Origin of the sequence: Chitinimonas lacunae (assembly GCF_042650885.1) — a bacterium.
GTDB classification, from domain to species: domain Bacteria; phylum Pseudomonadota; class Gammaproteobacteria; order Burkholderiales; family Chitinimonadaceae; genus Chitinimonas_A; species Chitinimonas_A lacunae.
Genome location: NZ_JBHSBU010000001.1, coordinates 182283 through 204246 on the forward strand (window position 1 = coordinate 182283; position 21964 = coordinate 204246).

Annotated in this window: 17 protein-coding genes; 13 read left to right on the forward strand and 4 right to left on the reverse strand. The window is 62.1% G+C overall.

The features are described from left to right. Nucleotides 1-12: 12 nt before the first annotated feature. Both ACFOW7_RS00830 and ACFOW7_RS00835 read right to left on the reverse strand, forming a co-directional pair. Nucleotides 13-1557, reverse strand: a complete 1545-nt coding sequence (locus ACFOW7_RS00830; RefSeq protein WP_378160010.1) for a chemotaxis protein CheW — start codon at nucleotides 1555-1557, stop codon at nucleotides 13-15. 13 nt (nucleotides 1558-1570) lie between these two features. After that, complete coding sequence (locus ACFOW7_RS00835; protein ID WP_378160012.1) at nucleotides 1571-3484, reverse strand: methyl-accepting chemotaxis protein; 1914 nt, start codon at nucleotides 3482-3484, stop codon at nucleotides 1571-1573. Nucleotides 3485-3673: 189 nt separating this feature from the next. On the opposite strand from ACFOW7_RS00835, the gene ACFOW7_RS00840 reads away from it, so the two are divergent. The 3 genes from ACFOW7_RS00840 to dinB all read left to right on the forward strand — a co-directional run bounded on the left by ACFOW7_RS00840 (nucleotide 3674) and on the right by dinB (nucleotide 6799). Beyond that, a complete protein-coding gene (locus ACFOW7_RS00840) occupies nucleotides 3674-4348 on the forward strand; it encodes a response regulator (RefSeq protein WP_378160014.1) in 675 nt (224 codons plus the stop codon). 247 nt (nucleotides 4349-4595) lie between these two features. Next, nucleotides 4596-5378 carry a substrate-binding periplasmic protein gene (locus tag ACFOW7_RS00845; protein WP_378160016.1) on the forward strand — a complete coding sequence of 261 codons (783 nt, stop codon included), beginning with the start codon at nucleotides 4596-4598 and terminating at the stop codon, nucleotides 5376-5378. 371 nt (nucleotides 5379-5749) lie between these two features. Further along, a complete protein-coding gene (dinB, locus tag ACFOW7_RS00850; RefSeq protein WP_378160018.1) occupies nucleotides 5750-6799 on the forward strand; it encodes a DNA polymerase IV in 1050 nt (349 codons plus the stop codon). A 182-nt stretch (nucleotides 6800-6981) separates the two neighbouring features. Here the strand turns inward: dinB and ACFOW7_RS00855 are convergent, their stop codons facing one another. Together ACFOW7_RS00855 and ACFOW7_RS00860 are read right to left on the reverse strand one after the other, a co-directional pair. Continuing rightward, nucleotides 6982-8931, reverse strand: coding sequence for an ATP-binding protein (locus ACFOW7_RS00855; RefSeq protein WP_378160021.1), 1950 nt, complete (start codon nucleotides 8929-8931; stop codon nucleotides 6982-6984). After that, entirely contained in the window at nucleotides 8928-9545 is a 618-nt protein-coding gene (locus ACFOW7_RS00860; RefSeq protein ID WP_378160023.1) for a response regulator transcription factor, read from the reverse strand. The genes ACFOW7_RS00855 and ACFOW7_RS00860 overlap by 4 nt, the downstream gene beginning before the upstream one ends. A gap of 383 nt (nucleotides 9546-9928) precedes the next feature. On the opposite strand from ACFOW7_RS00860, the gene ACFOW7_RS00865 reads away from it, so the two are divergent. The 10 genes from ACFOW7_RS00865 to ACFOW7_RS00910 all read left to right on the forward strand — a co-directional run bounded on the left by ACFOW7_RS00865 (nucleotide 9929) and on the right by ACFOW7_RS00910 (nucleotide 21584). After that, complete coding sequence (locus ACFOW7_RS00865) at nucleotides 9929-11689, forward strand: putative bifunctional diguanylate cyclase/phosphodiesterase (protein WP_378160025.1); 1761 nt, start codon at nucleotides 9929-9931, stop codon at nucleotides 11687-11689. Beyond that, nucleotides 11686-12516, forward strand: a complete 831-nt coding sequence (locus tag ACFOW7_RS00870; RefSeq protein ID WP_378160027.1) for a CheR family methyltransferase — start codon at nucleotides 11686-11688, stop codon at nucleotides 12514-12516. The genes ACFOW7_RS00865 and ACFOW7_RS00870 overlap by 4 nt, the downstream gene beginning before the upstream one ends. A gap of 52 nt (nucleotides 12517-12568) precedes the next feature. After that, on the forward strand, nucleotides 12569-14470 hold the full coding sequence (locus tag ACFOW7_RS00875; protein ID WP_378160029.1) for a HAMP domain-containing methyl-accepting chemotaxis protein: 1902 nt from the start codon (nucleotides 12569-12571) through the stop codon (nucleotides 14468-14470). 47 nt (nucleotides 14471-14517) lie between these two features. Beyond that, nucleotides 14518-16563 (forward strand): HAMP domain-containing methyl-accepting chemotaxis protein, encoded by a 2046-nt coding sequence (locus ACFOW7_RS00880; protein WP_378160031.1) that lies wholly within the window; start codon nucleotides 14518-14520, stop codon nucleotides 16561-16563. 2 nt (nucleotides 16564-16565) lie between these two features. Continuing rightward, nucleotides 16566-17108: a chemotaxis protein CheW gene (locus ACFOW7_RS00885; protein ID WP_378160033.1), complete on the forward strand. Its 543-nt coding sequence runs from the start codon at nucleotides 16566-16568 to the stop codon at nucleotides 17106-17108. A gap of 242 nt (nucleotides 17109-17350) precedes the next feature. Next, the gene (locus ACFOW7_RS00890) at nucleotides 17351-17716 is read left to right on the forward strand and encodes a response regulator (RefSeq protein WP_378160035.1); all 366 of its coding nucleotides are present in this window, start codon (nucleotides 17351-17353) and stop codon (nucleotides 17714-17716) included. A gap of 2 nt (nucleotides 17717-17718) precedes the next feature. Beyond that, nucleotides 17719-18039, forward strand: a complete 321-nt coding sequence (locus ACFOW7_RS00895; RefSeq protein ID WP_378160037.1) for an STAS domain-containing protein — start codon at nucleotides 17719-17721, stop codon at nucleotides 18037-18039. Between the two features lie 3 nt (nucleotides 18040-18042). Further along, nucleotides 18043-18240: a hypothetical protein gene (locus tag ACFOW7_RS00900; protein WP_378160040.1), complete on the forward strand. Its 198-nt coding sequence runs from the start codon at nucleotides 18043-18045 to the stop codon at nucleotides 18238-18240. 114 nt (nucleotides 18241-18354) lie between these two features. After that, entirely contained in the window at nucleotides 18355-20523 is a 2169-nt protein-coding gene (locus ACFOW7_RS00905) for a chemotaxis protein CheA (protein ID WP_378160042.1), read from the forward strand. After that, nucleotides 20520-21584 (forward strand): protein-glutamate methylesterase/protein-glutamine glutaminase, encoded by a 1065-nt coding sequence (locus tag ACFOW7_RS00910; protein WP_378160044.1) that lies wholly within the window; start codon nucleotides 20520-20522, stop codon nucleotides 21582-21584. Before ACFOW7_RS00905 ends, ACFOW7_RS00910 begins: the two co-directional genes overlap by 4 nt. Nucleotides 21585-21964: the final 380 nt, after the last annotated feature.

Sequence of the window (21964 nt, forward strand, 5' to 3'; positions counted from 1 at the left end):
ATCGCCTCCCACTTACGCCGCCTCGGCCAAGGCCTGGGTCTCGCCGTCGTCGAGCAGGCAATCGGGGTCGACCAGCTGGATCAGCCGATTCCGCTTTTCCAGATTGACCACGCGCGGAATCAGCCGCGACTGCGCGCTCGACAACTGCGGCGCCTGCTCGATCAGTCCACGCGGCACCTTGAGCACCTCGGCCACCGAATCGACGATGAAACCGGTACGCACGCCAGCGAGCTGGAACACCATGATGCGCTGGCGGTCGCTGCGCTCGGTGGCGGCGAGGCCGAAGCGGCGGCGCTGGTCAACCACCGGCAGCACTGCGCCGCGCAGATTGATCACGCCTTCGACAAAGGCGGGCGACTTGGGCACATGGGTTAGGGTCTCGGGCACCCGGACGATCTCCTGGACCGAGGCGATCGGCACGGCGTATTCCTCCTGCGCCAGCTTGAACACCACCAGCTGCTCGTCGTCATCGGCCTCGTGGTTGTCGTCCTGCTCGAGGTTTTCCATCTGCTGGGTCTCCTGATTGGCGGCATCGAGTGCCTCGTGGATGCCGCTGTCGCTGAACAGCCGGTCGGGCGCCAGCACCGACACCAGCCGGCGGCCACCGTCGAGTCGGCAGATCGCGTCGATCTCGGCCAGCCGCTGTTGGCGCGACAGCAGCCGTGGCATCGCTTCGGCGGCCGAGCGCGGCACGCGCAGCACTTCATTGACCGCGTCCATCACCACCCCGACTGCCATGGCGCGGCCGTCTTCGCTCAGGCTGAGCACAACGATGCGGTGATGTTCGTCGAGCGTGACGGCCGGCAGGCCGAACAGGCTGCGCAGGCTCACCAGCGGCAGCAGCCGCTCGCGCAGTGCCATCACGCCGATCACATGGCGGGCGCTATTGGGCACGCCGGTGATATGGGCCGGTACCTGGACGATCTCGATCACCTGGTCGATCGGTACGCCGTATTCCTGCTCGGCCACGCTGAAGCTGACCAGTTGCAGCTCGTCGGTCTCAGCCTCCTGCTCAAGCTCCCCGGCCGTATTGCCGTGCTCGATGCTGTTGACGCTGCTTTGGCGCAGGCTGGTCAGTTCACGTGCGATCAGGCGCTCGAAGTCCAGCACCAGGATCATCGGGCGGTCCTGGCCGCGCTTGATCACGCCCGTGACCAGCTCGTTGGCGATGGCGCTATGCAGATCGCGCACCGGCTCGATCGATTCGGGTTCGACGTTCATCACGCTGCTGACCCGGTCGACCACAAAGCCCAGCGGCGTGCCGAGATTGATGACCACTGCCCGGGTGGCGTCGTCGCCGGCGCGTGGTGGCAGGCCGAAGGCGCTGCGCAGGCTCATGATCGGCAGCACCCGGCCGCGCAGATTGGCCAGCCCTTCGAGATGGGCCGGGCCAAGCGGCACGCGCACCACCTCGGGCACCCGGATGATTTCCTGGACCGGCGCCATCGGTACGGCGAAGTACTCGTCGCCGACCATGAAGGTGACGAACTGGCGGTCGTCGCTATGCGGTTCGGACTCGGGCGGCAGGGCCGCCGGGGTCTGGATATCGATGCTCATGCTGGCTCCTTGCTCAGGCGCTTTGCAGTTCGTCGGCCAGCGAGGCGATCTCTTCGATCGCTGCTGCCAGCTCTTCGGCACCCTGGGCCTGCTGGCGCGAAGCGGCGGCGCCCTGGGTGGCCGATTGCTGGGCCTGTTCGGCGGCGGCCGAAATCTGCTCGACCCCGGTCTTGACCTGATCGACGGCGGCGACGATTTCCTGGGCAGCGGCACCGATTTCACGGCTGCCTTGCTCGACATCGCCGATATCCCGTTCCATCAGCACCAGGTTGGCGGTGATGGCCTTGGCCTTTTCGACCTCGGCGTTGGCTGCGGCCATGATTTCCGCCAGATCGCGCCCGACCAGGCTGATCTGGTCCTGCACCGCCTTGACCATATCCTTGATGCGGTCAGCGTTTTCGGCCGAGTCGTGTGCCAGATTGCGGATATCGGTCGCCACCACCACAAAGCCCTTGCCGAACTCGCCGGCCCTGGCCGCTTCGATGGCGCCGTTGACGGCCAACATATTGGTCTGGATCGATACCGAGGTGATCGCATCGACGATCTTGTCGATTCGGCGCGAGACCTGTTCCAGTTCCTTGATCTGGCGCAGGCTGTCGGCCGTGGCGGCGACCGAGCTGCTGATGCCGCTGATCATGGCGTCCACGCCCTGCTTGTTCTCGGCCATGCTGCTGCGCATGGCGTTGGTCTTGCCGAGCGAGGCATTGGCGCGGACTTCGGCCAGCTGCACGCCTTTTTCGATCTGGGTGATGGCGCTGGCCGACTGCTGGGCGGCGGCCGCCTGGGTCTGGGCGCCCCGGCGGATCTGCTCGATGGCGGTCATGATCTGGCTGGCGGCGCGATTGATCTCTTGCACGGCCGACGACAGTTCCTCGGCCGCTGAAGCCACTTCCTCGGCGCTTTTGCTGATGTCGGTGCTGTTCTTGAGGTCTTCGGACAGGTCGGCGAGGCTGTTGGCAGCCTGTTCGCTCAGTTGCAGCGCCTGGGTCTGCTCGTCGACGGTCTTGGTGGCTTCTTCGCAGGCCGAGCTTTGTTCTTCGGCGGCGGCGGCGATGCTTTCCGAGCCTTTGAGGGCGTCGAGTGCGGCGCGGTCGGATTCCTGGGCGGCCAGATAGATTTCCTGGGCGCCCTTGACGATTTCACCGCAGCTGGCGCGGATCACATCGATCTGGGCATTGATGCGGCGGCCTTTTTCGATTTCTTCCTTGACGGTGCTCGCTGACAGATTGATGCCGTCGGAAATCACCTTGACCTCGCGCTGGATCTGGCCGACCAGGTCCTGGATCTCACGGGCGCTCTTTTCCGAGGTCTCGGCCAGCGTGCGGACTTCGTCGGCCACCACGGCAAAGCCCTTGCCGTGCTTGCCGGCACGCGCGGCTTCGATGGCGGCGTTGAGGGCCAGCAGATTGGTCTGGTCGGCGATCCGGGCCACGGCCTTGACGATATCGCCGATATTGGCGGCCTGCTTTTCCAGTTCGCCCACCATGGCGACCGAGTTTTCCTGACGCTGGGCGGCGATGCTGACATTGCTGACCGTACTGCCGACTTCGCTGCCCAGCCGTTCGAGCTGGACCTGCATCGCTTCGACGCGGTTCTGCGCCGTTTCCGAAGCGCTCATCTGGCGGCGGATCGAATTGCCCATCTGCTTGACCGCAGCCAGGCTCTGCTGGGCTGCGCCCGAGGCTTCCTCGGCGCCGGCGGCGATCTGATCGGACGAGCGCTTGAGTTCCTCGGCCGCAGCGCCGGCTTCGCGGATGCCGCTCGAGAGCTGAGCAGTCGCCGCAGCGATCCGTTCGGAAGCTTGTTGTTGCTTGGCTAGGGTGCGCGCCCGCCGACGTTGGGCGTCGGCTTCGCGCTGTACATTGGCGTTGACGACTTTGCTGGAATTGCCGGTGTCAGCTAACTGAAGTTTGCGAACCAGGGCCATTTGCTACTCCTTCTCCGGTGGAGGCGCCTGAGCACGGCGCCGGTCATGAACACCGGCGAATCTTAGAAGTCGCTAATAGCCAGTCACTATCAGGGCATTCCTGAAAAACTATCAGGCAATTCCTTAGGTGTGTTGGCAAGGGAGGGGCTCGGGCCTATAACAAGGAAGCGAATTTTCCCTTATGTCCTGATGAAACCTATCCCACACTTTCCCTTGAGCGTGGTGATTGCCGACGATCATGCCCTGATCAGGGTAGGTATGCGTGTGCTGCTGGAGAATATGGCGGATTTCCGCCTGGTCGCTGAGGCCGAGGATGGCGAAGCCTTGTGTCGGCTGGCTCGGACACACGAACCCGATATCGTGATCACCGACCTCGAGATGCCGCATATGGACGGTCTGGCAGCGCTGATCGAGCTACAGACGCTGCCCAGGCCGCCCCGGGTGATCGTTCTCAGCATGCACGTGACGGCCGAGGCGATCCGGGCGGCCACCGCGCATGGGGCGGTGGCCTTTCTGTCCAAGGATGCGCTGTTGCTCGAGCTGGAGCTGGCCCTGCGCGAAGTGGCACGCGGCGGCCGTTATGTCAGCGCTTCGGTGTCGGACATCCTGCTCAAGGAGCTGTCCCACAGCACTTCGCCGCCCTTGCCACAGGATGCCCCCGATGCGCTGCTGAGTCCGCGCCAGATCGAGGTGCTCAAGCTGCTGGCCGATGGCCGTTCGGTCAAGGAAACCGCTTATGCGCTCGGTCTGAGCCCCAAAACCGTGGAAACCCACCGTGCCCAGATTCTGCATCGGCTTGGTCTGCGTGATACGGCCGGGTTGGTGGCCTATGCCATTCGGCATGGCTTGCGCAGTGTCGAATAGCCGCTACCTGCTCCGCTATTGGCAAGGGATAGCGCCCGCAGTCTAAATGGAAATAAATAGGAAAAACATATGCAAGATTAATGGCGGGTTCTAGAATTTTATGAAAAATATCCTCCAAGCCAATCGTGCCTCCAGCACCCATCGTCTCCCCACTTTCCTACCGTTCAGCCGCTCATGCTGAGCTGTAGTGAGGGCTGGCTATAGTGAGGAAGTCCTGCTGCTGTAGCGCTCTCTGGAGGATTCGACGATGGGCCGCCTGCTGACCTTGTTCTCACTGTTTCTTCCCTTGTCGCTGACGGTGTCGGCCGCCGAGAAGGTGGTGCTCTACGGCGACGATGACTACGCCCCTTATTCCTTTGTCGAAAATGGCCAGTTCCGTGGCATCTATGTCGATCTGCTCAAGCGCATCGCCCCCAAACTTGCGCCCGAGTACGAACTGGAGCTGCGCGCCGTGCCGTGGAAGCGAGGGCTGGCCGAGTTGGAGCGCGGCACCAGCCTGGGGCTGTTTCCGCCTTACCAGCGCAGCGAACGCACCTATATCCAGCCGTATTCGGCGCCACTCTACAAAGAGTCGGTGGTGCTGTTTTGCAATGACGAAGTGATGAAAACGCCCAGAAAGCAGTTCCCGCAGGATTTCAACGGCCTGGTCGTCGGTGTCAACGCCGGTTTCACCTTGACCGACAAACTTCAGGAAGCCGCCAAAGCCGGCAAGATCAAGCTAGAAGAAGCCAAGGGCAACGACGCGAACCTGCTCAAGCTCGCCGCCAAACGGATCGGCTGCTACGCCAACGACGCCGTCTCGGTGCGCTATTCGCTGCGCCGCCTGCGCGAGGCACCGGGCGCCTTGGCAGATATCAAGACGCTGACCCTGCGTGACGCGGTCGAGCTAGCGGGCGAAAACGCCTATGTCGGCTACAGCCGCACCTTCAAAGCCCCTTATAAAGACGACTTTATCCGCCGACTCGACGCGGCCCTGGCCGGATTGGCCCCGGAAGAAGTCAATAAGCTGGTGGCGCGCTATATCAATTAGTTGATTGCTTCACGGCCTTGCTGACTACCCGTTGGAGCGAGACATCAGACGGGTCTGGAGGCGCTGACCGGGGCAGGTTGACCGAAGCGGTATGGCTGGCATCTCAGGGTCCCTTAGGGGAAATCCTGAGGGTAGGTGAGGAGGTGGCTATCGGGATGGATAGGGCGGAGAGAGTGAGTGTAGGAACTATTTAATAAAATATGCATATCTTCTGCTAGAAATAGATGGGGATATGAGGATAAATAAAAATATTATCTCTTCGTGGGCCACAAACTGTCCGTAATGCGATTGAAACGAACTATCGCGCAACTGGTAAACATTCGTTTTCCAGTAGATGATGCGCAGGCACCGTTCCTGTTGCCGGCCCGACCATGCGCAAGATCATCCATATCGATTGCGATTGTTTCTACGCTTCCGTTGAAACCCGGGAGAACCCGAGCTTGCGCGGTCGGCCGATGGCGGTCGGCGGCGATCCGCAGCGGCGTGGGGTGATCGCCACCTGCAACTACGAAGCCCGCCGCTTTGGCGTGCGCTCGGCCATGGCCAGTGGCTATGCCCTCAAACTCTGTCCCGACCTGATCCTGCTGCCACCCCGCTTCGAGCTGTACCGTGCGGTCAGCCACGCCATCCATGCGATCTACCACGACTACAGCGACCTGATCGAACCGCTGTCGCTCGATGAAGCCTTTCTCGACGTTAGCGGCCTCGACCATTGTCGTGGCAGCGCCACCTTGATGGCGGCGGAAATCCGCAGCCGGATCGAACGGGAAATCGGCATTACCGCCTCCGCCGGCATCGCCCCCAATAAATTCGTCGCCAAGATCGCCAGCGACTGGAATAAGCCCAATGGCCAATTCGTCGTCCGCCCCGAAGAACTGGACGCCTTTGTCGCGGCCTTGCCCGTCGAAAAAATCTTTGGCGTGGGCAAGGTGACGGCCGCCAAGCTGCGCCAGTTGGGCGCCGTAACCTGTGCCGATCTGCGCGAGTGGCCATTGACCCGGCTGGTGCGCGAATTCGGCCGCTTCGGTGAACGGCTGTACGAGCTGTGCCGGGGCATCGACGAGCGTCCGGTGGCGCCCGACCGGCCACGCAAATCGCTCAGCGTCGAGAACACCTATGCCTACGATCTGCGTGGACACGCGGTATGCCACGACGAGCTGCTGCGCCTGATCGACGACCTGCGCCGCCGCCTGGAGCGCACGGCCGAAGAAGCGCCTATCCATAAGGCGTTCGTCAAAATCCGCTTTACTGATTTCAGCCAGACCACAGTCGAATGCGTCGATACCCGCCCCGACCGGGCGACCTGGCAACGCCTGCTCGACCAGGGCCTGGCCCGCTCCGATCAGGCTGTACGGCTATTGGGTGTCGGGGTGCGGTTTGAAGAACGCAAGGCGGTGCCAGAGCAGTTGTCGCTGTGGTAACACGGCTGTGGTTGAGGCACCGCTGAACTGTCCGCGCTGGGGTTGTAAGGGAGAGGCAGGGGAGAGGCTGGCGTTTACAATCGCAGCTTAGTTAGCATGATCTATGTGTCGATATGTCAAACCAATGTAAACACTAGCTTTGCATTCGGATAAGAAATCCCCAGGAAATTATTCTTTCTTTCCTACAAATGATCTTTGGCGCTACTGCCCTGTTGCCGACTGCTTTCTGTTGGCAGCGTGAAGTGGAAGACCGTATGGCCAGCTGCGGTGGTCTCATGCCATAGCTGGCCGCCGTGGTCTTCGATAATCGAGCGGCAGATGGCGAGCCCGAGGCCAAGTCCGGTTGGTTTGGTGGTGAAGAAGGGGCGATAGAGCTGATCGTCTGCACCGGCCTCCATGCCCGTCCCGTTGTCCTCGACCGACACGGTCAGCAAGCCATTGCTGTCAGGCAGACCAATGTGCAGGTCGATGCGCCGCTCCTGACCGGCATCGGCCGCGCGGACGGCCTCGAAGGCGTTGCTGATCAGATTGACCATCACCTGTTCGATCTGTAGGCGGTCGCCGTGGACGAGGCAGCTATCGGTGGCCGGCAGATGGGCACGGAGCGCCACCTTCTGCTGACGGGCTTTGTGCTCGAACCAATCGAGCACCTCGCGCACCAGCTCGTTGAGGGCAACGGCGCGATGGGTGCTGATATGGGCGCGCGAGAAGTCACGCATCCGCCAGACAATTTCGCCGGCGCGTCGGACCTGTTTATTGAGTTTGTCCAGATAACCAAGCGCGGCGGTCGGATCATCACGCAGATCCTGCGCACAGGCAGCGCTATAGCCGGAGATGGCGGTAAGCGGCTGATTGATCTCATGCGCCAGCATCGAGGCCATTTCGCCCAGCAGAATCAGGCGGGCACTATGGGCCAGCTGCTCCTGGCGCTGCTGGTCGAGTTCATCGCGGGCGCGCTGGGCGCTGATATCGTCTTTCAGGGTGATGAAGTGGCTGATGGCGCCATGCTGATCGTGCAGCGGAATGATTCGCACACTGGCCCAGTAGGTCGATCCATCGCAGCGGCGGCAGAGTTGCTCACCCTGCCATTCGCGGCCGGCCAGGATGGCTTCCCATTGTTCGCGTTCGAGTTCGGGCGAGGTGGCGGCGTTGACCAGGCGGGCGGGCTGGCTGTGGACCGAGTGTGGCGAGCAGTCGTTGAGTTCACAGAAGCGACGGTTGACGTAGCAGACCTTGCCTTGCAGATCGGTGATCCGCACCGACACCGAAATCTGTTCGATGGCCCGGGAAAGATGGTGCAAGCGGGCCTCGGCGGTAAAACGCTCGGTCAGATCGTGCAGCACCAGCGTCAGCGCCGCCTCCGAGGGGTTGCCGGCCAGCGCCAGCAATTCGAGCGGGAACGGGTCGCGTCCGCTGCGCAGCCCGACCAGGGTGGCCACCTGGCTGAGCCCGGCTGCCGGCGGCGTCGCCAGTTGATGGCGCAGAAAAGGTTGGCTGGGCGGCGTCAGCAGCTCGGCGAAATGACGACCGATGGTTTTTCCGGCCGGCAGATCGAACATCCGCAGCGCTGCCGCATCGCAGCGCACGATACGGCCGGCCGCGTCGAGACAGACCAGCGCGGCCATCTGATCGGGCAAGGTATCGGCTGGCAGCGGCGGCTCGTAGCGTGGGGTGTGGATTTCCTGGAGCAGGCTGACCACCTGCCGTGGCTGGCCCGGGGGCGTCGGCAGCGGACGGCTTTGCTGGCGCAGCCACAGATGGCTGCCGTCGGGGCGGCGGATGCGGTACTCGCTGAGATGGCCTGCCGGCTGGTCCAGCCCGTCGAATGCCAGTGGCGTCGGCGTGATGATCAACTCGCGCCATAAGCCGGGCTGGGCCAGCAGCTCGGTGGCCGTCAGCCCGTACAAGGCCGCGACGGCGCCATGGATCGAGCGGAGCTGACCGCTGTCGTGCTCGGCCACCAGCACCACCATGCCAAGTCCCTGGAGCAGCGCTTCGGGCAGGCTCGCCATCGATTCAACGGTGAGGCTGTCGTGCAGGGCGCTGGACGGGTCACGCCGCATCGGCGGCGGATTGCGCCCGATCGGGGCGGCCGGTACCGGCTGCGGCGTGGCGGCGCGTCCGCTTTTCATTGGGTGATCCGGGTCGAGGCGATTTCGCGGATCAACTCGGGGGTCGAGGTGACATGCATCTTGTGCAGCACCTTGCTGCGGTATTCCTCCACTGTCTTGAGGCTCAAGCCCATCAGGTCGGCGATCTGCTTGCTGCGCCGGCCTTCGAGGATCAGTTCGAACACTTCGCGCTCACGTGGCGTCAGGCAGGCTACCCGGGCTGCGATGGTTTCCCTGCTCATCCGCTCGGCCCGCTGGGCACGGAAACTGGCGATGCAATGCTGTACCCGCTCAAGCAGCTCATGCTCCTGCAAAGGCTTTTGCAGAAAATCGACCGCCCCTTGCCGCATCGCCTCGACCGCCAAAGGCACATCGCCATGGCCCGTGATAAACACAATCGGAATATTGGCGCGCCGCTGATTGAGCCGGCGTTGCAGTTCCAGACCGCTGATATCGGGCAGGCGAATATCGAGCACCAGGCAGGCGCACGGCTGGCTGCAATAGCCGAGCAGGAAATCGACGGCGCTGCCATAGCTCTCGACCGGAATTTTCAGACTGCGCAACATCAGGCACAGGGCCTCGCGCACCGCCGGGTCGTCATCGACCACCACGACATATTCCTCGACTCTTGCCATGACAGCCTCGCGCCAATCACAGGTATCGATGGGGAAGGGGACGGCTTGCCGACGCTGCCGCCAGGCAGCCAGGCGCCAGCAAGCGGATTGCCTTTTCCGGTTTATCGATCAGCGGGCGCCGCTTGACAAGCCTAGATGAGGTTTGGGCCGCCATACGGTCCCTCGGGGCTGAGCCGCCTTTCCCGGGGAAACCCGGGGGTGCCCTAGGAGTTTTCCGGGTAGAGAAAGCGTTGCTCCCGATCCAACAATGGCTACAAGCATTTTCTTATCTTGTTTGAATGGCTTCAAAGCCACAGGAGCTTGCTATGAACCCGTCAGGGCCGCCGCCCCTACAGACTGCCGCCAGTGGTGTGGCGCTGTTTCAGGTTCACTAGGAATCGCCTGTGTCCTTTCCTCTGCATTTCCACTACCCGGGCGCTCCTGATCTGGCGTGGCCCGTTTCCTGTTCGAACGATCAATTGCGTCATATGTTGCTGGTCGATGCGGTCTCTCTGGCGCTGACCGGCAACGGAGTGGTGCTGCTTGACACGGCTGGCCTGGTACTCGACGTCAATCCGGCCGCCGAAGCCATGGTCGGCTGGGAGGCCGACCAACTGCGGGGGCAGCACTGCGAGCTGTTTGTCTGGAATATCGATGGCACATCGCTGCTGCCGGACCTGCTGCCGCATTTGCACGATGAAGGCCGCTGGAGTGGCGAAGCCTATGTCCGTCACCACCACGGCCATACGTTACCGGTGCGACTGCACCTACAGCTTATCGCGCCCGGATATGGTCACGACGGCTGTTGCGTGGCCGTGTTCTGCGATCTGAGCCGCAGCCGGATGGACCAGTCGCTGATTACCCAACTGACCCGCTTTGACACGTTGACCGGCCTGCCCAACTGGGAAGCGGTACAGGAGCGTCTGCAGCAACTGCTGACCACCACGCCGGTGCCATCGGCGGTCGCGGTATTGCTGCTCGACCTTGACCGCTTCAAGGCGATCAACGATGCCATGGGCCAGGTGGTGGGCGACTGCATTATCGAAAGCCTGGCCAGCCGGCTGGTATGGTGCGCCGGCAGCGAGGCGATGGTGGCGCGCCGCAGCGGCGACGAGTTCTGTCTGGTGTTGCCAAGTGCCGATGCCGAGGCAGCCGGCCAACTGGCCGAGAGGGTGCTGGCCCTGGTGGCGCAGCCGATGGAGCTGGCCCACCAGCAATATATTCTGAGCGCCTGTATCGGTATCAGCCTCTATCCCGAACACGGTGAAAGTGCCGCGCAATTGCTCAGCAATGCCGGCAGTGCCCTGCATCTGGCCAAACAGGCCGGCCAGGGCAATATCCGCTTCTTCTCGCACGATCTGACCGAACAGGCACGCCGGCGCCGCACCCTTGAAGAAGGGCTGCATCGGGCACTGGAGCGTGAGGAATTCTTTCTGTGCTATCAGCCGCAGCTCGACCTGCACGGCGGCGCCACGGTCGGGATGGAGGCGCTGATCCGCTGGCGTGGTCCCGACGGGCAGCTGGTCGCCCCGATGGAATTCATTCCGCTGGCCGAGCAGACCGGCCAGATTCTCGCCATCGGCCAGTGGGTACTGCGTCAAGCCTGCCGGCAAGGCCGGGCCTGGCACGATGCTGGGTTCTCGACGCTACAGATGGCCGTCAATCTGTCCCCGTGCCAGTTCTTGCAGGACAACCTGCCGCAGCTGCTCGATCAGGTACTGCTGGAGACGGGCTTTCCGGCCCACTGCCTTGAACTCGAAATCACCGAAGGGGTGCTGATGCACGACCCGGTCCGCGCCGCCCGCATGCTGGCGGTGCTGCGCGAGATGGGGGTGGGCTTTTCGGTCGACGATTTCGGTACTGGTTACTCCTCGCTGGCGTATCTCAAGCGTTTCCAGCTCGACCGACTCAAGATCGACCGCTCGTTTGTGCGCGACTGCTGCCATGACCGTCAGGACGGCGCCATCGTCGATGCGATCATCAGCCTGGCGCGCAATCTGGGGCTCGATGTGATCGCCGAAGGGGTGGAAACCGCCAGTCAGCTCGATTTTCTGCGTGCCCAGGGCTGTGGCCTGGTGCAGGGTTATCTGTTCAGCCCGCCGCTGCCCGCCAGCGAAGTGACGGGCTGGCTGACCAGCTCGATTGCCGCGCGAGGCCCCGTATGAATGCCCTGCTACAGCGACCGACCCTGTCGGAGCACGAATTCGGCCGGCTGCGCGAGTTGATCCGGCGCGAGGCGGCCATCCATTTGCCGGCGCATATGAAACAGTCGGTGTCGTGCCGGCTGGAGCAGCGGCTGCGTCGTCTGGCGCTGCGCGGCTTTGCCGAGTATTTCGACTATATCAGCCACAACCAGAACGTCGCCGAGCTGCAACGGGCGGTGGATCTGCTGACCACCCACGAGACCTATTTCTTCCGTGAACCGGAGCAGTTCGACTATCTGACGCGCTCGCTGCTGCCGCAACTGGGCAGCGGGTCGCTGCGTTTCTGGAGTGCAGCCGCCTCGAGCGGCGAAGAGGCTTACAGCATCGCCATGGTGTTGATGGCGAACTTGGGAGCGGGGAACCGGTGGGAGGTGCTGGGCAGCGATATCAGCGCCGAAGTGCTGGAAAAGGCCAGGGAAGGCGTCTATCGCCACGAGAGGCTGGAATTGATTCCAATCCCCTATCTGCATCGGTTCTGTCTGCGCGGCGTCGGCCGCGCGGCGGGCTCGGTGCAGATCGATCAGACGCTGCGACAACGGGTACGGTTCTGTCGCATGAATCTGGCGTCCCTTCCAGCTGGGCTGGAGCCGTTCGATGTAATTTTTCTGCGCAACGTGCTGTTCTATTTCGATGCCTCCACCCGCCAGCGTGTGCTGGCCGGCGTGGTCAGCCGGCTCAAACCGGGCGGCTGGCTGCTGCTGGGTCATGCCGAATGCCTCAATGCCGCCAGCTTTGGCCTGCGTCGGCAATGTCCTGGCGTATACCGGCAGGTTGGAGAGGCATCGTGAATCGGTGGCTTCCGCTTTCCTTCCACTTGTTTGCCCTGTCCAAGGAGTTCTCATGCTTACCAACCTGAGACTGGCCGCGCGCCTGACCCTGGGTTTCCTGCTGATCGTGCTGTTGACGGTGATCGTGGGGACCATAGGCATCCGCAATATGAACATCCTGAACGATATGAACGATGCCATCTATCAGGAGGACCTGCTCGGGCTGTCCTATATCAAGGAAGCCAATATCAACCTGATCTACATCGGCCGTGGCTGGCGCAGCATGCTGCTGGCCACCACGCCACAGGAGCGTGAGGCGACCAAGAAGTCCCTCCGCGAAGACATTGCCAAGCTCAAAGACAACCTGGCCAAGGGCGGTGCGCTGTTCACCACCGAAAAAGGCCGCGCCACCTTCGCCAAGACCGAGCGTGAGGTCAATGCCTATCTGACCCATGCCAATCAGGTGATCGAGCTGATCGACAAGGAAAAGCTCCAAGAGAGAAGCAGCCGGATGAGCGAGGCACTGGGGCCACTGAGGAGCCAGGGCAATATCGCCGACGATATGTTGACCGAGCTGACCAAGCTCAAGGAAGAACGCGCCCGCGCCTCGTCGGAGGAAAGCACGGCCATTTACCAGTCGAGTTTCAGCCTGATGATCGGTCTGATCCTCGGCGCGGCCGCGCTGGGCGGCGTACTCGGTTACCTGCTGACCCGCAGCATCACCCGGCCGATCAATGAGGCGGTCAAGGTGGCCGACACGCTGGCGCGTGGCGACCTGAGCGTCAAAGCCGAATCGACCGCCCGCGATGAAGCGGGCGACTTATTGCGTGCCATGGGCCGGATGGCCGAGATGCTGCGCGGCCTGGTCACCGAAACCCAGACCGTGGTGGCCGCCGCCGCTCAGGGCGACCTGAGCCGCCGGATCGGGCTGGAAGGCAAGCAAGGCTTTGCCCGCGACCTGGGCCAGAGCGTCAACCAGTTTGCCGAGAGCTGCGCCGCGATCATGGAAGACGTGGGCCAGGTGATGGGAGCAATGGCCGAAGGCGACCTGACCCGCAAGATCGAGCGCAACTACCAGGGCGATTTCGACCAGATCAAGTGTTCGGTCAACGGCAGCATCGAGCAGTTGGCCCAGACCATCCACCAGGTCAACGACGCGGTCCAGGAAATCTCACTCGCGCTCGATCAGGTCAATGCCGCTGCCCAGACCCTGTCGCAAGGTGCAACCGAGCAGGCGGCCAGCCTCGAAGAGACCACGGCCTCGATCGAGGAGATGTCGGCGTCGATCACCCAGAACACCGAGAACGCCGTGGTGACCGACGGCATCGCCAGCAAATCGTCGCAGGACGCCGCCAAGGGCGGTGAGGCGGTCAGCGCCACGGTACGCGCCATGACTTCGATCGCCGACAAGATCCGCATCATCGACGACATCGCCTACCGCACCGATCTGCTGGCGCTCAACGCCGCAATAGAAGCTGCCCGCGCCGGCGAACACGGCAAGGGTTTTGCCGTGGTGGCGGCCGAAGTCAGAAAGCTGGCCGAACGCAGCCAGATTGCCGCGCAGGAGATCGGCGAGCTGGCCAGCAGCAGCGTGCAGACGGCCGAGCAGGCGGGTGAGCTGCTGGTCGAGATGTTGCCGTCGATCCGCAAGACCGCCGATCTGGTGCGCGAGATCACCGCCGCGTCGAACGAGCAGAGCACCGGGGTCAGCCAGATCAATACCGCCATGAACCAGTTGAACCAGACCACCCAACAGACCGCCGCCGCTTCGGAAGAGCTGGCCGCGACTGCCACGACGGTGAGCGATCAGGCAATCCTGCTGCGCCAATTGATGGGCCAGTTCCGCCTTGCCGGCGGTTCGGCCTTGCCGACCGCGGTCAGTCGTACCGGCCATAAGGCCGAGCCGCCGCTCAGCCATCACACGCCGCGCCCGCTCAGCCGCGATGGCTATATCCGTTTTGCTGAAGGCAGTTGAGCCGCATTGGCGGTGCAGATTGGCCTTCTTCTTACCTGGGAGTGTTTATGTTCAGCAATCTGCGACTCGCGGTTCGATTAACCCTTGGATTTCTATCCATCGTGCTGTTGACGGTGGCGATCGGGGTGGTGGGCATCCGTAATATGTACACGATCAATGAGATGAACGGGTCGATGTATCAGCAGGATTTGCTCGGTATTTCCTATATCAAGGAAGCCAACATCAATCTGATCTACGCTGGCCGTGGCTGGCGCAGCATGCTGCTGGCTTCGACACAGGAAGAGCGTGATGCAGCCAAGAAGCGAGTTAGCCAGGACATCATCAACCTCAAGGAAAACCTGGTCAAATCGAAGCCATTGTTCGTAACCGAGAAAGGCAAGGAGATCTTTGCCCAGACCGAGCGTGAAATGGATGCCTATCTGATCCGGGTCAATGAACTGATCCAGGCGATAGACCGAGAGAAGCTGTACGAAAAAGGTCAGCTCAGCCAGGCAATACCACCGGTGACAGCCCAGGCCAATGTGGTGGACGGGCTGATGAGCGATCTGAGCAGATTCAAGGAAGAACGGGCACAGGTGGCAGTCAATGCCACCACTGCCATCTACGAGTCGAGCGTCTATTTGATGGTCAGCCTGATCATCGGGGCAGCCTTGCTCGGTACCTTGCTGGGCTATCTGGTGACGCGCAGCATCACCCGGCCGATCGGCGAGGCGGTCAAGGTAGCCGATGCGCTGGCTGAGGGCGACCTGAATGTCTCGGCCGACTCGACTGCCCGCGACGAGGCGGGCGATCTGCTGCGCGCCATGGGGCGGATGGCTCAGATACTCAAGCGGGTGGTGACGGAGACCCAGAGCGTGGTCGCGGCGGCGGCGCAGGGCGATCTGTCGAAGCGGATCGTGCTCGAGGACAAACAAGGCTTTGCCCGCGACCTGGGGCAGAGCGTCAATCAGTATTCCGAAACCTGCCAGACGCTGATCGGCGATGTGGGTGGCGTGCTCGACGCGATTGCCCAGGGCGATCTGAGCCGGCGGGTGCAGCGCGACTATCAAGGTTCCTTCCATGAAATGAAGGTCGCCACCAATACCACGGCCGATACCTGTGCCGCCGTGATGCAGGAGGTCAGCCAGGTGATGGGGGCAGTGGCCGAAGGCGATCTGACCTTGAGCATCGAGCGGCAATTCCCCGGCGAATTCGACCAGATCAAGCGTGCGGTCAATAGCAGCATCGAGCAGTTGGCCCAGACCATCCACCAGGTCAACGACGCCGTTCAGGAAATCTCGCTGGCACTCGATCAGGTCAATTCGGCGGCGCAGACCCTGTCGCAAGGCGCGACCGAGCAGGCGGCCAGCCTCGAAGAGACCACCGCCTCGATCGAGGAGATGTCCGGTTCGATCACCCAGAACACCGAGAACGCCGTGGTGACCGACGGCATCGCCAGCAAATCGTCGCAGGACGCCGCCAAGGGGGGCGAGGCGGTGCGGGCCACGGTCAAGGCGATGACTTCGATCGCCGACAAGATCCGCATCATTGACGACATCGCCTACCGCACCGATCTGCTGGCGCTCAACGCTGCAATAGAAGCCGCCCGCGCCGGCGAACACGGCAAGGGTTTTGCCGTGGTGGCGGCCGAAGTCAGAAAGCTGGCCGAACGCAGCCAGATTGCCGCGCAGGAAATTGGCGAGCTGGCCGGCAGCAGTGTGCAGACGGCCGAGCAGGCGGGTGAGCTGCTGGTCGAGATGCTGCCGTCGATTCGCAAGACCGCCGATCTGGTGCGCGAGATCACCGCCGCGTCGAACGAGCAGAGCACCGGGGTCAGCCAGATCAATGCGGCCATGAACCAGTTGAACCAGACCACCCAGCAGACCGCCGCCGCTTCGGAAGAGCTGGCCGCGACTGCCACGACGGTAAGCGACCAGGCTACCTTGCTGCGTCGGCTGATGGACCAGTTCCGGCTGGCCGGCAGCTCGGGGCGCCTGCCGGCTTCAGCGAGCCGGACCAGCCATCGTGCCGAGATGGTGCTGGGCCACAGTCACGCCCGGGCGGTAAGCCGCGATATGCGCGACGGCTTTATTCGTTTTGCGGAAGGAGGTTGAAAATGGAAGAGCAAGAACAAAACGTAGCGCCCGCTGACGGCAGCGCAGCGGCGACAGGCGGACTCTATCTGGCTTTTATGCTCGGTACCGAGGCGTTTGCCATCGAGATTCTGCGGGTGCGCGAAATCGTCGAATACGGCGAACCGACCCCGGTGCCGCTGATGCCACCGGCCGTGTGCGGTGTGGTCAATCTGCGCGGTGCGGTGGTGCCGGTACTCGATCTGGCGGTGCGCTTTGGCCGTGAGCCGGCGGTGGTGGGGCGGCGTAGCTGCTTTGTGATCGTCGAGGTCGAATATCGCGGTGCCACCCATGTGCTGGGGCTACTGGTTGACCGGGTGACGGCGGTGATGGAGATCGCCAGCGCCGATATCGGCCCACCGCCGACCTTCGGCACCCGGGTCAATGTCGAGTTTATTTCGGGGATCGCCCGCAGCAATGACCGCTTCCTGATCATCCTGAATCTGGCCCGCGCCTTGTCGATCGAAGAAATGTCGGCAATCGCCCGGGTCAATGAAGAACGTCATCCTAGTCTGGCCGCGGCTTAGCGCCGCTTATGCATTTTATCTGGCAGCCGCGTCGGGTCTGGCGTATGTCTAGGAAAGCGGGAGCCAGGATGGCTGCGCAGGATCGTCGTCCGGGCTGGCTTTGTAGCCGATTCCGTACAAGAGGAGAAATAAGTAACTTTTGTGTATTTTTTGTTGTTTGCCGCAAATGGTCTGGCAGACGAATTGCACAAATATTTATTTCTTCCCTTGTTACAGAATTGACGCGGCGTAGAGAGGAAACCATGCCGAAACTGATCATGATCGTTGACGATTCGCCATCGCTGCGCCAGGTGTTGGCCATCACCCTGCGTTCGGCCGGCTACGAGGTGCTCGAAGCCTGCGATGGGCTCGATGCGCTCAATAAGCTGTCCGGCCAGCCGATCAGCCTGGTGATTTCGGATGTGAACATGCCAAATATGGATGGACTGGCCTTTATCGGTGAACTCAAGAAAAACCCGGCCTATAAATGCGCACCGGTGATCATGTTGACCACCGAGATGGGCGAGGACAAGCGGCGTGCCGGTCAGAGCGCAGGGGCCAAAGCCTGGATGATCAAACCCTTCCAACCGCGGCAGATACTGTCTGCCGTCGAACGATTGGCGATGTAGCTATGTACTGTGAAACCACGATTGATCCGACGACGGGTGTGTTGGCGCTACATGGTGAGCTGGGCATCTATACGGTGCCGACGCTGCGGCATCAATTGCTGGAGCGGTTGGCGGCTGCTGACAGCCTGGAAGTCGATCTGACCGGGGTATCCGATATCGATACCGCCGGTCTACAACTGATGTTGTTGGCCAAGCGCCTGCCGGGCAAGACCGTGCGCTTTAGCCACCACTCGCCGCCGGTGTTGCGGCTGATTGCCCTGGCCAATGTGGCGCAAGTACTGGGCGATCCTTTACCCGATATGGCTGGTCTTGAGGAGGAATAGCGCATGGAACGCAAACATCCGGCTGTCGTCATGGCCTTATCCGAGCACAACTGGGCACTACTGCTGCTGCCACCGGTACCGCGTGATCCACCCGATAACGACGAGACATCCGACCCGGTTTTTCACGGTATCCACACCTACCGCGCCAGCAGCCGGCGACGGCATGACCATCCGGCAATGCTGGTCTGGCCCGAGGAATAACCGCTCCGCCAGCGGGGCCTTCATCGCCTGACAGGCGGTGTGCGCTCGCGTCCGCCTGGGGCGCGAATCGATTATCCAAGGTGCCGCTCAGGTGCCGACTGCAAGAGGCTCAATATGGAATCGAACGACCTGATGAGCGCTGCCCTGGCGGTGTTCCGGGACGAAGCGGCCGACCTGATTGCCCAGATGGAAGCCTTGTTATTGCGCCAGGAAGCTGGACTGTGCAGCGAGGAGGACCTGCACGCGCTGTTCCGCTGCGCCCATACCATCAAAGGCTCGGCCGGCTTGTTCGGGCTCGATGAAGTGGTACGTTTTACCCATGTGGTCGAGAACGTATTGGCCCGGGTGCGCGATGCCACCATCCAGTTTTCCTCTGAACTCGTCAGTGTATTGCTTCAGTGCCAGGACCATATCGCCGGCCTGATCGCCGCCGGACTCGGCGGTGAGATTGCCGATAGCGAGCGCAGCGACCAGTTGATCATCCAACTGATTCCCTGGGCCAGCGCCAGCGAGACGGTGGCACCGGCGGCGGCACCCGGGCTGGCTCAGCCGGCCGGCGGAAGCGATTTCGGGATGTTCGGTTCCGACTGCTGGCACCTGTCGCTGCGCTTTTCACCCGAAGTGTTATGCAACGGTATGGATCCGCTGCGCTTTATCAAATATCTGGCGCATTACGGCCGCATCAGCCATCTCGAAACCATTACCGATCATCTGCCCACGCTCGATCAGGCCGATCCCGAACAGTGCTATCTCGGCTTTGAACTGGCGCTGCAAAGCCAGGCCAGCCTGGAAGAGATCGAGGCGGTGTTCGAGTTCTACGGTGAGACGCTGAAACTGACCTGTATTCCGCCACACAGCCAGGTCGGCACCTATCTCGCGTTGATGAATAGCCTGCCCGAGGATAAGAAACGGCTGGGCGAAATATTGGTGGCCTGCGGTTCACTGACGAGCTGGGAGCTGGAGGAAGCGCTGCGGGAGCCAGCTGGTGAGGAGCCAGTGTCGCGGTTGAGCGAGACGCCGGTCGATCCGGCTGTGGCCCCTGTCAGCGGTGGGACGAGTGCGGCAGCGCCGCAGCGCCGCAGCGATGATGTCAGAGGCAATGAGGCCAAGAGCGTCAAGGTGCCGGCCGACCGGCTCGATGCGCTGATCGACCGGGTGGGTGAGCTGGTGATCGCGGGCGCCAGCACCCATGCCCAGGCCACCCGCAGCCGTCAGCCGGAATTGCAGGAATCGGCCTCGCTGCTGCTGTCGCTGGTCGAGGATATCCGCGATATGGCGCTGCGTCTGCGGATGGTGGCGATTGGCGAGGTGTTTTCGCGCTTTCCACGCGTGGTGCGCGATGTATCGAAGGAGCTGGACAAGCAGATCGATCTGAAGATTTCCGGGGCCGAGACCGAACTCGATAAGTCGATGGTCGACAAGGTGGGCGAGCCGCTGATGCATCTGCTGCGTAATGCGATGGACCACGGCATCGAGCCCGCCGAGGTGCGCCGCGCCCGCGGCAAGCCTGAACATGGCACGGTGTCGCTCAATGCCTATCACGAGTCGGGCGCCATCATGATCGAGGTGGTCGATGACGGTGGCGGGCTCGATCCCGACAAGATCCTGAAAAAGGCCATCGACAAGGGCATCGTGGCCGAAGGGGCCAATCTGTCGCAGCAGGATATTTATCAACTGATCCTGGCGCCCGGTTTTTCCACGGCCGAGCAGGTGACGAATCTGTCGGGCCGCGGGGTCGGGATGGATGTGGTGAAAAGCAATGTCGAGGCATTGCGCGGTACGCTGGACATCCAGTCCGAACTCGGACGCGGCACCACGATGCGGCTGTGTCTGCCGCTGACCCTGGCGATTATCGATGGCTTCCATGTCGGGGTGGGCGATTCGCAGTTTATTGTGCCGCTCGATATGGTGGTCGAATGCGTCGAGCTGCCGCCCGGACTCGATCAGGTCGACTATATGGAACAGCGCGGCGTGGCCCTGCCTTTCGTGCGGCTGCGTGAGCTGTTCGGCGAACGGGGTCGGGCCCATCCTCGGCCACGGGTGGTGATTGTGCGCTTTGCCGGTAAGCGGATCGGCCTGGTGGTCGACCGTATCTACGGCAAGTGTCAGACGGTGATCAAGCCGCTTGGGCCGCTGTTCCAGCATGTACCGTGCGTCTCCGGTTCGACGATTCTGGGCGACGGCGATGTGGCGCTGATTCTCGATATTCTGCAATTGCTCCAGGAAGTGGTGGCCAATGAAGGCCAGGGCGGCCATAAACCGGCCCTGGCATTGTCGGCGTGACCCAGTTCAAACGGCGGATTCGAGTCATCGTGATCGATGACTCGGCCGTAGTAAGGCAGGTGCTCAAGCAGGTGCTGTCGCGCCAGCCCGATATTGAAGTGATCGCCACGGCTTCCGATCCGCTGTTCGCCATTAAGAAGATGGAACAGGAATGGCCCGATGTGGTGCTGCTCGATATCGAGATGCCCCGAATGGACGGCCTGACCTTTCTGCGCAAGCTGATGACCGAGCGGCCGACACCGGTGGTGATCTGCTCGTCATTGGCCGGGCAGGGCACAGAGGTCGGGATGCAGGCGATGCAGGCTGGTGCCGTAGCCATCCTGACCAAGCCCACCAGCGCCGTGGGCGATTTCCTCGAAGAAAACAGTGCTGAAATCGTGGCGGCCGTGCGGGCTGGGGCGGCGGCCAACCTGCGCAATGTGCGGGCGGTACAGCCGGCGTCCGGTGCCAATAAGGGCGTGTCCGCAACGCTGCGCTCGACCGAATGCATCGTGGCGATCGGTACCTCCACCGGCGGCACCGTGGCGCTCGAGGAAGTGCTGACGGCGCTGCCCAGCGACAGCCCTGGTCTGGTGATCGTCCAGCATATGCCGGCCGGTTTTACGGCGGCCTTTGCCAGCCGGCTCAATCAGGTGGCGCGGATCAATGTCGAAGAGGCTCGCGACGGCCAGCGTGTCTTGCCGGGTTCTGCGCTGATTGCGCCCGGTGGTCGTCATCTGACCGTGCTGCGCAACGGCGCCCAATATATGGTCAAAGTCCACGATGGACCGCCTGTGAATTGCCACCGGCCTTCGGTCGATGTGCTGTTCCGTTCGGTGGCCCGGGTCGCGGGCCGTAACGCCATCGGCATCATCATGACCGGCATGGGCGCTGACGGGGCGCGCGGGCTCAAGGAAATGCACGAGGCCGGTGCCTACACCCTGGCTCAGGATGAGGCAAGCTGCGTGGTCTACGGTATGCCCAAGGAGGCCGTCGCGCTGGGCGCAGTCAGCCGCGTGCTGCCACTGCAAGGAATCGCGGCAGCGATCATCCGGGGGCCGTCGGAAGCCGGCGCGCGTTGAAGAGGCCGTCTTCAAGTCAACTCCCCTCAACAAGACAGCAGCCCGCTTTTCAGAGTTGGAAAGCGGGCTGTTCTTTGTGAAGAAAAGATCTATGCGTTTGCGCATAGCGGCTGGGATTGGGAAACAGTCGTGATCAGTTACGTTTGGCCTTCATGGGGAGGCTTGTTCGGTTACTCCATGTATATTTATTTCTTTATTAAATATGGCTATAAGGCTTGCAAACGTTTTTCCTGAAATTTTCTTTTTGGCCTTTAAGAGGTGGGCAGTGGCTTATCGTCTCCGTGCTGATGTTGGAACAGTCTTTTATGCGTCAATGCAAAAATAAGTGCGCCTGGGCATGCTGGCTTAAAGGTTTGGATTCGTTTGAGGATGGAGTGGGA

Bases quoted from the DNA above. Each gene is read 5' to 3' on its own strand.
- ACFOW7_RS00885 (WP_378160033.1), top strand. From the start codon at position 16,566: ATGGAAGAGCAAGAACAAAACGTAGCGCCCGCTGACGGCAGCGCAGCG.
- ACFOW7_RS00860 (WP_378160023.1), bottom strand. From the start codon at position 9,545: ATGGCAAGAGTCGAGGAATATGTCGTGGTGGTCGATGACGACCCGGCG.
- dinB (WP_378160018.1), top strand. From the start codon at position 5,750: ATGCGCAAGATCATCCATATCGATTGCGATTGTTTCTACGCTTCCGTT.
- ACFOW7_RS00895 (WP_378160037.1), top strand. From the start codon at position 17,719: ATGTACTGTGAAACCACGATTGATCCGACGACGGGTGTGTTGGCGCTA.
- ACFOW7_RS00890 (WP_378160035.1), top strand. From the start codon at position 17,351: ATGCCGAAACTGATCATGATCGTTGACGATTCGCCATCGCTGCGCCAG.
- ACFOW7_RS00855 (WP_378160021.1), bottom strand. From the start codon at position 8,931: ATGAAAAGCGGACGCGCCGCCACGCCGCAGCCGGTACCGGCCGCCCCG.
- ACFOW7_RS00875 (WP_378160029.1), top strand. From the start codon at position 12,569: ATGCTTACCAACCTGAGACTGGCCGCGCGCCTGACCCTGGGTTTCCTG.
- ACFOW7_RS00830 (WP_378160010.1), bottom strand. From the start codon at position 1,557: ATGAGCATCGATATCCAGACCCCGGCGGCCCTGCCGCCCGAGTCCGAA.
- ACFOW7_RS00905 (WP_378160042.1), top strand. From the start codon at position 18,355: ATGGAATCGAACGACCTGATGAGCGCTGCCCTGGCGGTGTTCCGGGAC.
- ACFOW7_RS00880 (WP_378160031.1), top strand. From the start codon at position 14,518: ATGTTCAGCAATCTGCGACTCGCGGTTCGATTAACCCTTGGATTTCTA.
- ACFOW7_RS00840 (WP_378160014.1), top strand. From the start codon at position 3,674: ATGAAACCTATCCCACACTTTCCCTTGAGCGTGGTGATTGCCGACGAT.
- ACFOW7_RS00845 (WP_378160016.1), top strand. From the start codon at position 4,596: ATGGGCCGCCTGCTGACCTTGTTCTCACTGTTTCTTCCCTTGTCGCTG.
- ACFOW7_RS00870 (WP_378160027.1), top strand. From the start codon at position 11,686: ATGAATGCCCTGCTACAGCGACCGACCCTGTCGGAGCACGAATTCGGC.
- ACFOW7_RS00835 (WP_378160012.1), bottom strand. From the start codon at position 3,484: ATGGCCCTGGTTCGCAAACTTCAGTTAGCTGACACCGGCAATTCCAGC.
- ACFOW7_RS00900 (WP_378160040.1), top strand. From the start codon at position 18,043: ATGGAACGCAAACATCCGGCTGTCGTCATGGCCTTATCCGAGCACAAC.